Origin of the sequence: Halorubrum yunnanense (genome assembly GCF_026586675.1) — an archaeon.
GTDB lineage: Archaea > Halobacteriota > Halobacteria > Halobacteriales > Haloferacaceae > Halorubrum > Halorubrum yunnanense.
The window spans coordinates 94,912-106,084 of the sequence record NZ_JAODIX010000035.1 but is presented as its reverse complement, the minus strand read 5'-3'; the positions used below and the strand labels follow the sequence as shown (position 1 = coordinate 106,084).

The 11,173-nt window shown below is 70.1% G+C and carries 14 protein-coding genes; 7 read left to right on the top strand and 7 right to left on the bottom strand.

Annotation, left to right across the window (positions count from 1 at the left end; all coding sequences use genetic code 11):
- Positions 1-187: 187 nt before the first annotated feature.
- Both N5096_RS09980 and N5096_RS09975 read right to left on the bottom strand, forming a co-directional pair.
- Entirely contained in the window at positions 188-523 is a 336-nt protein-coding gene (locus tag N5096_RS09980) for a rhodanese-like domain-containing protein (protein ID WP_267664385.1), read from the bottom strand.
- Positions 524-525: 2 nt separating this feature from the next.
- A complete protein-coding gene (locus tag N5096_RS09975; RefSeq protein WP_267664382.1) occupies positions 526-825 on the bottom strand; it encodes a sulfurtransferase TusA family protein in 300 nt (99 codons plus the stop codon).
- Between the two features lie 151 nt (positions 826-976).
- Here N5096_RS09975 and N5096_RS09970 point away from each other — a divergent pair, with 151 nt between their 5' ends.
- The gene (locus N5096_RS09970) at positions 977-1,996 is read left to right on the top strand and encodes a PLP-dependent cysteine synthase family protein (RefSeq protein WP_267664381.1); all 1,020 of its coding nucleotides are present in this window, start codon (positions 977-979) and stop codon (positions 1,994-1,996) included.
- Positions 1,997-2,029: 33 nt separating this feature from the next.
- Here N5096_RS09970 and N5096_RS09965 read toward each other — a convergent pair whose 3' ends face one another.
- Positions 2,030-2,293, bottom strand: a complete 264-nt coding sequence (locus tag N5096_RS09965) for a MoaD/ThiS family protein (RefSeq protein WP_267664379.1) — start codon at positions 2,291-2,293, stop codon at positions 2,030-2,032.
- 272 nt (positions 2,294-2,565) lie between these two features.
- Here N5096_RS09965 and ubaA point away from each other — a divergent pair, with 272 nt between their 5' ends.
- Positions 2,566-3,429, top strand: coding sequence for an SAMP-activating enzyme E1 (ubaA, locus tag N5096_RS09960; protein ID WP_267664378.1), 864 nt, complete (start codon positions 2,566-2,568; stop codon positions 3,427-3,429).
- Positions 3,430-3,500: 71 nt separating this feature from the next.
- Here the strand turns inward: ubaA and N5096_RS09955 are convergent, their stop codons facing one another.
- Both N5096_RS09955 and N5096_RS09950 read right to left on the bottom strand, forming a co-directional pair.
- A complete protein-coding gene (locus N5096_RS09955; RefSeq protein WP_267664377.1) occupies positions 3,501-3,956 on the bottom strand; it encodes a hypothetical protein in 456 nt (151 codons plus the stop codon).
- Between the two features lie 77 nt (positions 3,957-4,033).
- Entirely contained in the window at positions 4,034-4,462 is a 429-nt protein-coding gene (locus N5096_RS09950) for a desampylase (RefSeq protein WP_267664363.1), read from the bottom strand.
- A 126-nt stretch (positions 4,463-4,588) separates the two neighbouring features.
- On the opposite strand from N5096_RS09950, the gene N5096_RS09945 reads away from it, so the two are divergent.
- Positions 4,589-5,053, top strand: coding sequence for a DUF302 domain-containing protein (locus N5096_RS09945; RefSeq protein ID WP_267664361.1), 465 nt, complete (start codon positions 4,589-4,591; stop codon positions 5,051-5,053).
- Positions 5,054-5,087: 34 nt separating this feature from the next.
- On the opposite strand, the gene N5096_RS09940 is transcribed toward N5096_RS09945, so the two are convergent.
- Complete coding sequence (locus N5096_RS09940) at positions 5,088-5,552, bottom strand: MGMT family protein (RefSeq protein WP_267664359.1); 465 nt, start codon at positions 5,550-5,552, stop codon at positions 5,088-5,090.
- Between the two features lie 137 nt (positions 5,553-5,689).
- Between N5096_RS09940 and trpC the strand changes: the two genes are divergently transcribed.
- The 4 genes from trpC to N5096_RS09920 all read left to right on the top strand — a co-directional run bounded on the left by trpC (position 5,690) and on the right by N5096_RS09920 (position 9,601).
- A complete protein-coding gene (gene trpC, locus N5096_RS09935) occupies positions 5,690-6,502 on the top strand; it encodes an indole-3-glycerol phosphate synthase (protein ID WP_267664357.1) in 813 nt (270 codons plus the stop codon).
- Positions 6,499-7,803 carry a tryptophan synthase subunit beta gene (gene trpB, locus N5096_RS09930; protein WP_267664355.1) on the top strand — a complete coding sequence of 435 codons (1,305 nt, stop codon included), beginning with the start codon at positions 6,499-6,501 and terminating at the stop codon, positions 7,801-7,803. The genes trpC and trpB overlap by 4 nt, the downstream gene beginning before the upstream one ends.
- A complete protein-coding gene (gene trpA / locus N5096_RS09925) occupies positions 7,804-8,727 on the top strand; it encodes a tryptophan synthase subunit alpha (protein ID WP_267664353.1) in 924 nt (307 codons plus the stop codon).
- An 82-nt stretch (positions 8,728-8,809) separates the two neighbouring features.
- Positions 8,810-9,601: a 2-amino-3,7-dideoxy-D-threo-hept-6-ulosonate synthase gene (locus tag N5096_RS09920; protein WP_267664343.1), complete on the top strand. Its 792-nt coding sequence runs from the start codon at positions 8,810-8,812 to the stop codon at positions 9,599-9,601.
- A gap of 39 nt (positions 9,602-9,640) precedes the next feature.
- Here N5096_RS09920 and N5096_RS09915 read toward each other — a convergent pair whose 3' ends face one another.
- Complete coding sequence (locus tag N5096_RS09915) at positions 9,641-11,155, bottom strand: HTTM domain-containing protein (protein WP_267664341.1); 1,515 nt, start codon at positions 11,153-11,155, stop codon at positions 9,641-9,643.
- Between the last annotated feature and the right edge of the window lie 18 nt (positions 11,156-11,173).

Below are 11,173 nucleotides of genomic sequence, written 5' to 3'. Positions count from 1 at the left end.
CTCGCACGCGCTGGCTCGCGGCCGCCGGGAGCGGCCGCTCGCAGGCGCGCGCCACCGTACCCGCAGATCACTTATAAATGGTGTTGGCGTCGCTCGATCGTCGATACTCGTTCGACTCCCAGGGATCCGCAGCGTCCGACCGCGAACCGTACGAAAATCAGTCCGCTACTTAAAAACAGATTGTCGATCAGGCGTCCGCGGGCGCGTCGGTCTCCAGCTCGAAGTCCCACTCCTCGTAGCCGCCGGCCATGCTGGCGACGAGGACGTCGTCCTCGACGTCCTCGTAGCTCTGGATCAGCATCGCGGCCTGCTTCGACGACTGGCCGACCGGGCACGCGCAGACGACGTCGGTGTCGTCCCACTCGATGTCGGGGACCATCGACGGGAGGTCGCCGAGCGGTACGTTGATCGCGCCGGGGATGTGACCCTGCTCGTACTGTGCGGCCGGTCGCGTGTCGATGACGCGGACGTCGCCATCTCGGACGCGTTCGTTGACTTCCTCGGGGGTGAGTTCCTCGACCATGATCACTCCTTCCGCATGAAGATGCGGTAGCGGCCGTCGCCCGACTTCCACACCTTCGCGGTCGCGTCGTCGCCGACCGCCTTCGGGACGTTCTCCGTGCTCGGGACGTGGTCCGTCTTCTGGACGAGCACGTCGCCGGGCGAGAGCCCCGCGATCGACTTCTTCGCCTCGACTTGGGGGTACGGGCAGACCTCGCCCGTCATATCCTGTACCTCGGTCGCGCCTTCCAAGAGCGACTCGGCGGTCTCGTCGTCGAGCTCGTCGGGGGTCTCGACGACGTCGTCCCACGATGGTTGACTCATACGAACCGATTACGCGACTGGCCCCGTAACCCCTTTCGTGACCGGCAGGCTTCTCCCGTATCTCTGACGACCGATCGCCGCGCACGACCGCGATAGGCGTCGAGACGACCGTTTCCGTCGGACTCTTATCGGGGACCGACCTACGGGACCCATGAGCGAGTACGTCGTCGACGAGTCGACGATCTTCGAGACGCCCCTCGTGGAGCTCGACCTCGACCTCGAGGCCGACGCAGACGTGTACGCGAAGGCAGAGTGGTTCAACCTCTACGACGCCCCACACGGCGGTGGGTCGATCAAGTCCCGGATCGCGAAGGGGATGATAGACGGCGCCGAGGAGCGCGGCGACCTCGAGCCGGGCGTCACCGTGATCGAGCCGACCTCGGGCAACACCGGCAGCGAGGTGGCCCGGCTCGCGGCCGCCCGCGGCTACGACGTCGAGATCGTCATGCCGGACAACGCCGCCGGCGGGAAGGTGGCGGCCGTCCGGGACGCCGGCGCGGAGATCCACTTCGTCGACGCCAACCTCGGCTACGACGCCGTCATCGAGCGCTGCGAGGAGATCGTCGCCGCGGACCCCGAGGCGTACTTCCGCCCGAACCAGTACGAGAACCCCGACAACCCGGGCACCCACGAGCGGACGACGGCCCGCGAGATCTACGAGGCGACCGACGGCGACGTGACCCACTTCGTCGCTGGCGTGGGCACGGGCGGGACCATCACCGGGACCGGTCGTGGGCTGACCGACCGCAGCGACGGCGGCGTCGAGATCGTGGGCTTCGAGCCCGACGAGCAGCTCCACGCCATCGACGGCCTGAAATACCTCAAGTCGGGCAACCACTACCACCCGGACACGTACGACGAGTCGATTCTCGACCGGACGGAGTACGTCGCCACCTCGGACGCCTACGACCGGGCGCGGGCGCTCCGCGAGCGCTACCGAGACGACCCGGTGCCGGTCGCCGACGCCGGCCAGCACGACGAGGCGACGGTCCGCGAACACCTGCGGGTCGACGACCAGTTCGTCGTCGGCACGTCCGCGGGCGGGGGCGCGGCCGCGGTAGCGAGCCTCGACGCGGCCGGCGAACTCGCGGACGACGACGTCGTCGTGTTCATGCTGTGCGACCGCGGCGACAAGTACGCGGACATCCCGCTGTGGGAGGATTACTTATAAACGAACGCGGAGAACAGGCGGGAGACCGACGGCTTACCGACCGCCGCTCGCGGCCGGGATGACGCGGACCTGCGCGTCGGCCGGGACCTCGGCGTCGACGCCGTCGACGGGCGTCCCCTCGACGTAGACGTTAATGAACTCCTTGATCTCGCCGTCGTCGAGCACGCTGTCCCGGAGTTCCGACCCGTGCTCGTCGGCGTGGTTGTCGAACAGTTCGCGGACGGTGTCGCCCTCGACCTCGACCTCCGAGGTCGCGGACCCGCCGACGAGGACGGCCGGCAGCTTGATCGTTGCCATACCGCAAGGTGGCGACCCAGTCCAAAAAGGGGCCCGTCGACGGCAACGTCGGCCACGGTCTCTGACGGGCCTCGGCCCTGCGTGAGGCGCCCGCGAGGGACCTCGAGAGCGCGCCCGCGGGGCCGAGGTCGGTTCCCGACGTCGCGCGGAGCGGGGGCGCCACCGCCGTCGAAGCCGTCGCCGGTCGTGCGGCCGAGACGCACCTCCGAGATGGCGGCAGCACGCGCCGGTGTGCGGCCGGCTTATGAGTTCGTAGCGATAAGGCCCGCCGAATGAGCGACCTCGACCTCGATCCGACGCAGCTCGACCGCTACTCCAGACACATCATCATGGACGACGTCGGCCCCGACGGGCAGAAGGCCCTGCTCGACGCCGAAGTGCTCGTCCTCGGCGCCGGGGGGCTCGGCGCACCGATCATCCAGTATCTCGCGGCCGCCGGCGTGGGCACGCTCGGGGTCGCCGACGACGACGAGGTCGAGCTCTCGAACCTCCAGCGCCAGGTGATCCACGGTGACGACGACGTCGGTCGCAAGAAGGTCGACTCCGCCGCCGACTTCGTCGCACAGCTCAACCCCGACATCGACGTGCGGAAACACGAACTGCGCGTCACGTCCGACAACATCGAGGAGCTCATCTCCGGCTACGACTTCGTGGTCGACGGCACCGACAACTTCGCGACGCGGTACCTCGTCAACGACGCCTGCACGCTCGCCGGCATCCCCTTCTCGCACGGCTCCATCTTCAAGTTCGAGGGGCAGGTGACGACGTTCGCTGGCGACGACGACTCGCCGTGTTACCGCTGTCTGTTCCCCGAGGCGCCGCCGGCCGGGACGGTCCCGAACTGCGCGACCGCCGGCGTCCTCGGCGTCCTCCCGGGCACCGTCGGCTGCCTGCAGGCGACCGAGACGGTGAAACACATCATCGGCGAGGGCGAGTCGCTCGACGGGTCGATGCTGTTCTTCGACGCGCTCGAGATGGAGTTCGACAAGGTCGAGATCCCAAAGGGGGACGACTGCCCGGTGTGCGGCGACGACCCCGCCATCGAGTCGGTCCACGACGTCGAGTACAGCGCCTCCTGCGCCATCGACGTCGGGGGCGACGAGGAGGCTGAACCGGGGATCGAGGCCAGCGACTGAAACCGAGGCCCCAACGGCGTGCGGCTGTGATCAGTTTTGGGCCGGGCCGAGCCGAGGGGCCGGGCGTCCGTTTATAACCGGTCGAGCGCTTCGTCGAGGTCGAACTGTTCCGTCCGTTCCTCGAAATCGTCCCCGCTCCGCTCCGTCGAGTCGGTCCCCGCCTCCGAGGAGTCCCCGACGGACGGGGACCGAGTCAGTCGCACGTATTCGTCGGCGAACCCGCCGAGGTCAACGCGGTCAGCGATGTCGCCGAGGTCGTCATCGGAGCCCGTGTCCTCGCCGGGATGCCCGCCGTCGTGATCGTCGACGGTCACGGTCGCCTCGAACCGCTCGCGCTCCCGAGCCGGTCCCTCGAACGGTTCGACTCGTCCGATCGCGTCGCCCGAGCTCTCGATCGCCAGACAGACCGTCTCCCGTAGCCGGTCCGTCGTCGTCGCCCACCCTTCGGGCGGAACGCGGGGCAGTTCCCGCTCACGAAACGCCCACGTCCGGATCTCGAGTTCGACCTCGGCGTCATGCCGTGCCATCTACGTCTGAACAGACGACCCGTGGCCGAAAATACGTTCCGTCGGCCGAGTGAATGCCCGTATCAATCCGGCCCCGCTCACCGCTCGCCCTGCACCGAGACGGTCTCCTGCTCGAACCCGTCGTCGTCGCCACGCCAGCGCCACGAGCCGACGAACGGGTAACCGTCCAGCGCGCAGATCACGTACGAGTGGTCGGGCCAGGTCGCCCGCGCGGCGTCCGTCTCGCTCGGGTGGGTCGGGCCGGTCGGGTGCGAGTGGTAGAAGCCGACCACGTCCAGGCCGTCCTCCTCGATCGCCTCGATGAGCTCGAACTGCTCTTCGGGGTCGATGAGGTAGCGGATCTGGGGCGTCTCGGCGACGTTCTCGGCCCGGTACGTGTCGGTGACGACGCTCGGCTCGCCGTCGGTCCCGTGCGTCCCCGCGAGGACGCCGCAGATCTCCGCCTCGCCGCCGCCGTACGCGTGGTAGACGATGTCGTCGTACACCGCCCGTGAGAGCTCGATCACGGCTGACCCGAGGCGGGTCCGACCGATAAGTCCGTCCCGACCGGCAAGGGCCGCGCTCCGTCAGAGGTAGCGGCAGTCGTTGACGGGCCGACGGGGTGTTTTTACCTCGCGGCGGAAGGCGCACGCATGGGCGACGCTCAGCGCGGCTCGCCGGCGCCGACCGCCGACGAGGCGCTCCACACGACCCTCGACATGCCGTTCGACGACGCGGTCCCCTTCGTGCAGATCGAACACGAGCTCGCCGACTTCGAGACGGTGCAGGTCACGCGGCTCGACCAGATGGTCGAGGGGATGCTCGGCCACGACGACGTCGAGCGCACCGCGCTCATCGTGGTGTGTCACCCCGAGATCGCGTTCGACGCGATCGAGATCGACCCGACGCTCGCCGGGATGCTCCCGTGTACCACGATCGTCTACGAGCGCGAGGGCGACGACCTGGTGCACGTCCATCACACCTCGGCGACGAAGGCGATCCGCGACCTGGGCTGTGCGCCCGCCGGCTCCGACGGCGCCGTGGACGACCTCGTCGAGAAGACCGGCGAGCTGATGACGGTCGTCTGGGAGAGCATCGAGGAGCACGGGAGGGAGTAGGTCGCCGCCGGCGCCGGCCCTCGGACTGTTCCCGCTACAGTCCCTCGACGCGCCGCATCGCGTCTCGAATCCCTCCCGGCGTCGCGTACGGCCCGCCTTGCACCCGGTGGTCCGGGAAGAGGACCGGGATCGGGTTCTCGTCGAGCGCGCCCGTCACCAGCTCGAGGTCCTCGGGGTCGTCCGCGTCGAGCGCGGCCAGCCGCGTGAGCCGGCTCACGGACACCTCCTCGCCGTAGGGGACCGTCCGGAGCGCCTCGAGGACCTCCCGGCGGTCCGTCGGCACCGTGAGCCCGACGGCGACGTCGGCGAACTCGTCGGGCTCGCCGCGGGCATATGCGGCGATCCGGTCCAGCAGCTCGTGGTCCGTCTCCGCGTCCGCCGGCACCGCTGCCGGGAACGACACCGAGATGACCCGTCCGCCGGCGAAGCCGACTTCCACAGCGCGACCGAGGTCATCGAACTCGCGAGCGAAGACGCCCGACGTCCCCGTGGTATTCATGACCGTGACAACACGGTTCCGATAGTTAAAACGAATGGGCGGAGCCGTCCGACGGATCTCGGGGAGCGCTCAGTTCGCCCCGACGACGGTCCCCGCCCGCAAGTCTTATGAACAGATACGTGCATTAGTGTACACTAATGGAGGATCCAGCCGAGCTGGCCCCCGCGGTCAGATCGATACTGTCGGCCGCGCGCGACCGGGCGGCCAAGGGGCGAACCGACCGCGTCGACGTCGACCCCCGCGACCTGCGGGCGGCGTTCGACCGAGCTGAGGCCGACGGGCGCGTGCCGGTCGTCGCCGAGGTCAAGCCGACGAGCCCGACCACGGGGGGGACCCGCGAGGACGACCCCGTCGCGCTCGCCGAGGGGATGGTCGCCGGCGGCGCCGCGGCGCTCTCGGTGCTCACCGAACCGGAGCACTTCGGCGGGAGCGTCAAGGTCCTCGACCGGATTCGGTCGGCCGTCGACGTCCCGGTCCTCCGGAAAGACTTCGTCGTCGCCGAGTCGCAGCTCGACGCCGTCGAGAGCGACGTCGTCCTGCTGATCGCCCGGTTCGTCGGGGACGACCTCCCCGACCTGCTCGCCGGCGCACGCGACCGCGGCTTCCGGGTTCTCGTCGAGGTCCACGACCGGGAGGAGCTGGCGGCCGCGCTCGACGCGGGCGCGACGACGGTCGGCGTCAACAACCGCGACCTCGCGGAGCTCGTCGTCGACCTCGGAACCTTCGAGTCCGTGGCGCCCCACGTCCCTGACGACGTGACGCTGCTCGCCGAGAGCGGCATCGGCTCCCCGGCCGACGTCCGGCGGATGCGGGCGGCCGGCGCCGACGCGCTGCTCGTCGGGAGCGCGATCATGGACGGCGACGTCGAGGCGAACACGCGGGCCCTGACGCGGGCAGAGGCAGACGACGAAGGCGATTCGACCACTGACACCACGGAGACACCCACATGAGCGAAACCGAATCAACGACGAGCGAGGCTGGAGAACTGTCGCGACGCCCCGGCCGCGAGCGCGGCCGCGACGACGGGAAGTTTGGCCGCTACGGCGGTCAGTACGTCCCCGAGGCGCTGATGCCCGCGATCGAGGAGCTGACCGACGCCTACGAGCGCTACGTCCTCGGCAACGAGGACGGCTTCATGGACGAGTTCCGGGAGCGGCTCGCCGACTTCGGCGGGCGTCCCATCCCGCTCCAGCGGGCCGACCGGCTCTCGGAGCGCTACGACACGGACGTCTTTCTTAAGCGCGAGGACCTGCTCCACGGGGGCGCGCACAAGCTGAACAACGCGCTCGGTCAGGTCCTCCTTGCGAAGTACATGGGCAAAGAGCGGATCATCGCCGAGACCGGCGCCGGCCAGCACGGCACCGCGACCGCGATGGCGGCCGCCCATCTGGACATGCCCTGCGAGATATACATGGGCGAGCGCGACATCAACCGCCAGCGCCCGAACGTCTTCCGGATGAAGCTCAACGGCGCGGAGGTGAACCCGGTCACCGCCGGGCGGGGCACGCTGAAGGAGGCCATCTCGGAGACGATGCGCGACTGGGCGACCACCGTCGAGAACACCCACTACGTCATCGGCTCGATCGTCGGCCCGCACCCGTTTCCGGTGATGGTCCGCGACTTCCAGGCGGTCATCTCCGAGGAGATGCGCGAGCAGTCGCTCGAGAGGACGGGCGCGCTCCCGACCGACGTAGTCGCCTGCGCCGGCGGCGGCTCCAATACGATGGGGTCGTTCGCCGCGTTCGTCGACGACGACGAGGTCGCGCTCCACGCGGTCGAGGCCGGCGGCTCGACGCTGGAGGTCGACGAGGAGGCCGGCGTCGCCCCGAACTCGGCGTCGCTGTACACCGGCGAGGAGGGCGTGCTCCACGGCGCGCGCACGAAGCTCCTGCAGGACTCCGACGGCCAGATCATGGAGAGCCACTCGATTTCCTCCGGACTCGACTACGCCGGCGTGGGCCCGGAGCTCGCGTACCTCGTCGACGAGGGGCGGGTGAACCCCGTCGCCGTCGACGACGACGCGGCGCTCGAGGGGTTCCACCGGCTCTCCTCCACTGAGGGGATCATCCCCGCGCTGGAGACGGCCCACGCGTTCGGGTTCCTGGAGGAGCACCACGAGGACCTGGGCGAGCGCGTGATCGTGAACGTCTCCGGGCGCGGCGACAAGGACCTCGACGCCGCCATCGAGGAGACGGACAAGCGCGACATCGACGAGGCGCCGGACATGTCGATGTTCACGGGGGGTATTTAAATGTCGGAGCGGACCGCGGAGACGGAGACGGGCAACTCGGCTGCGATCGCCGAGGCGTTCGCCGACGGTCCCGCGTATGTCCCGTACCTCGCCGTCGGGGACCCCTCCTACGAGGCGTCGCTGGAGTACGTCCGCGCGCTCGACCGCGGCGGCGCCGACGTCATCGAACTCGGGCTCCCCTTCTCGGAGCCGATCGCCGAGGGGTCGACGATCCAGGGCGCGCTCGTGCGCTCGCTCGACGCCGGGATGACGCCGGACCGGTTCTTCGCGTTCGCCGAGGAGGTGGACGTGGATGCCCCCTTGGTCTGCATGACGTACTACAACCTGATCTACCAGTACGGAACCGAGGCCGGCGAGGCGGGGAGCGCCTCGGAAGCGAACGGCGCCGCCGCGAGTGAGACCGGCCCGCGCGCCTTCGTCGAGCGCGCCGCCGCGGCCGGCATCGAGGGGCTCGTCGTCCCCGACCTCCCGGCCGAGGAGGCCGACCCGCTCCGGGAGGCCTGCGACGAGTTCGGGCTCGACCTCGTCTTCATCGTCGCGCCGACCACGGTCGGCGACCGGCTCGACCGGATCATGGGCCGCGTGTCGGGGTACGTCTACGTGCAGGCGCGGCTCGGGACGACCGGGGCGCGCGACGACGTCTCCGACCAGACCACGGAGAGCCTCGACCGGCTCGCCGAGTACGACGTGCCGAAGGCCGTCGGCTTCGGTATCTCGGCGGGCGAACACGCCGAGCGCATCGTCTCCGGCGGCGCCGACGGGATCATCGTCGGGTCCGCGCTCATCGACATCGTCGCCGAGGGCGTCGAGGGCGACCTCCCGACCGCCGAGGTCGCCGACCGGTTGGAGGCGCTCTCGCGGGAGCTGAAGGAGGGCGCCGAGCGGGGCTACGCCGCCCGGATCGGCGCGGCCGAGTCGCGGTGACGGCGACTTCGAGCCAATACGTCCCCGAACGAAACCCACTTACCTGCGATTGCCACACTCTCACACAACGACCGAACCCATCATGACAGCAGGACTCTCGGCACGACTCGAGCGCATCTCCACGAACGACCGGTACCTCATCGTCCCGATGGACCACGGGATCACGATGGGCGCCGTCGACGGCCTGGTCGACATCGAGTCGACGATCGACGGCGTCACGTCGGGCGGCGCGGACGCGGTCCTCACCCAGCGCGGGGTCGCGCCCCGCGTCCACCCGAACAAGAACGACGCGGGCTACATCGTCCACCTCAACGGGTCGACGACGATCGGCCCCGACGAGAGCGACAAGCGCGTCACCGGAACCGCCGAGGACGCGGTACGGGCGGGCGCGGACGCCGTCTCCTTCCACATCAACGTCGGCTCCGACCACGAGCCCGACCAGGTCGAGGAGCTCGCGGAGCTGACGGCCGACGCCGAACGGCTCGGCCTCCCCGTGCTCGCGATGGCGTACGCGCGCGGCCCCGGCGTCGACGAGACCGATCCGGAGTCGCTCGGGCACGCCGTCCGGCTCGCCGAGGAGCTCGGCGCCGACGTCGTGAAGACGGGGTACTCCGGCGACGGCGACTCGTTCGCCCGCGTCACCGAGTCGACTCGGCTCCCGGTGGTCATCGCCGGCGGATCGAGGGGGACCGACCGCGACACCGTGGAGATGGTCCGCGGCGCGATGGACGGCGACGCGGCCGGCGTCTCGATGGGCCGGTCGATCTTCCAGCACGGGGACCCCGAGGGGATCGCCCGCGCGGTGTCCGCCGTCGTCCACGACGACGCCGACGTCGACGAGGCGCTCCGCGAGGGCGGGTTCGTCGAGGCGTAGCGACTCGCCCCGCCCGGACGCGGTGAAATAGAAGCGGCCTCAGCAGGCGGTGCTGATGCGCTCTTGCGGCTCCGGCTTTCCCACCGGTCCGTTCGGACCGACATCCTGTTCGACGTGGAAGACGGTCACGGACTCCACGTCGCCGTCGGCTCGCTCGCAGACGTACGCCGCCACCGGTCGGTACTGCGTCTCCCCGGCGTACCGCACCCTGTGTCCGAACTGATGCCAGAGGGTCGTCGGGTACGTCTCCGCCGCGTCCGGCGGTCGGTCGAACGCGACCGCGCCGCCGCCGAACGCGTCGATCGACTCGCCCGATTCGAGGGTCGCTCGGGCGACGTACCAGCTGGAGGTGTCCGGCGGGTTCGGCGCGAAGAACGACCAGCTGACCTCCGACAGCTCGCCGGTTGACTCCGACGCCGGGAGGTCGACGAGCCCGACCCCCGCGGCCTGCCACCAGACGAGCGCGAGGAAGGCGCCCACGAGCAGAACGGCGGCTCCCGCCCGGACCCCGCGGCGAACCCGCGACGGAGTCGAAGGCGTCGATGACGCCGGGGCGGCCGCGCTCCCGCCGTCGCTTCGAAGCGCGGGGTCCGCGAACCGGGCTGGCACTTGGACCTTCGAGGCGACCGCCTCGACGACGTCCCAGGCGCGCGGCGGGAAGAACAGCAGCAGGACCGCGATCATGACGAACGGGAACACGGCGAGCCGCATCGTGGCGGCCATCCCGAGGTGCGCGGAGACGAACGCGAGCGCGACCCCGGTCCTGAGGCGTTCGGACGGGGCAATCAGCAGGACGGACGCCGCGAGGAGCCCGATCCAGAGCCAGTTCATCGCGGCGAGGGCCCCGGCCTGCTCCGAGACGAACGGGCCCAGCCGCACCACGAACTCCTCCACCTGGAATATCCGGGGGACCGCGATCCCGGACATCCACGCGTCGCTCCGGTACTTGGAGACCGCGTTCGCCGCGTAGATCGACACGAGCGTCAGGAGGGCGACGGCCGTCCCGAGCGAGCAGATCCGCGGGTCACCCCGGTCGTCGGGGGCGTTCCGGCGGCCCGAGCCGAGCGACCAGCGAGCGTCGAGCGGGACGAAGAGGGCCAGAAACAGGAACACGACGAGGATCGTGTTCCCGCCGTTGATCACGAACGGGTTCCGGGCGTAGAGCGACGCCAGCAGGGCGAGGGAGACGCCGGTCGACAGGCGCGTCCGGTAGCCGACGAGCAGGCAGACGGCTGCGCACGCGGCGACCGCGAGCAGGGCCGTCTGAACCCGCGCCGAGCCGGACATCGCATGGATCGAGGCGGCCTCCAGGGCGGGGTACACCTCGGCGAGCGTCGAGCGCGGCAGGACCCCGTCATCGGTGTAGAACGCGCGCACCCCCGGAAGCCGGTAGACGAGCAGGTCGCCGAGGAGAAGGAGCGCCAGCGCGATCCGGAACGCGCCGAGGGCGCGCGGATCGATCCCGACGAACGGCGCGGCGCGCTCGCGGAGGAACTCGCGCGTCGCGGCGTAGCGGGAACCCGCGTTCGAGAGCCCCTGAGGTGATGGCGTCATTCGGTGCTGTGAGACGAA